Consider the following 427-nt stretch of genomic DNA (forward strand, 5'->3'; position numbering starts at 1 on the left):
TACTAATATGCCCGAGTCTTTCTTTGCCTCCACTTGAGTTCTGTCGCGGCACCAGACCTAACCATGCCGCCATATCGCGACCACTAGAGAATTGTGTTGCATCACCCACTGCTGCGACTAAGGCGCTAGCCGAAATCGGACCAAAACCTTCGATTGCCATTAATCGTTGAATACGTTCATCTGATTTCACTGCTGCTGCGATACGTTGATCATGCGCCTTCACGCGATCGTCGACTTCTCTGAGTTCTTCTGCCAACTCACGCAATAACTGTAAAAAACGCGCATTGAGTTTGCCATCGAAATTCTCTAACAACATAGGCAAAGCTTGCCGAACCTGCGATACCCCTAGCGCAATCACAATACCAAACTCACCTAACAGGCCGCGTATTTCATTGCATAAAGCTGTTCTGGCGCGAATCAGGCGACT

Annotated in this window: 1 protein-coding gene; it reads right to left on the minus strand. The window is 48.7% G+C overall.

Going from position 1 to position 427, the window contains the following annotated elements; translation table 11 throughout:
- Window positions 1-427, minus strand: a 427-nt coding sequence (locus tag H8K52_RS20695) for a transposase (protein WP_186924800.1), incomplete at both ends; no start/stop codon positions are given.

Origin of the sequence: Affinundibacterium seohonense (genome assembly GCF_014284305.1) — a bacterium.
GTDB classification, from domain to species: domain Bacteria; phylum Pseudomonadota; class Gammaproteobacteria; order Burkholderiales; family Burkholderiaceae_D; genus Undibacterium; species Undibacterium seohonense.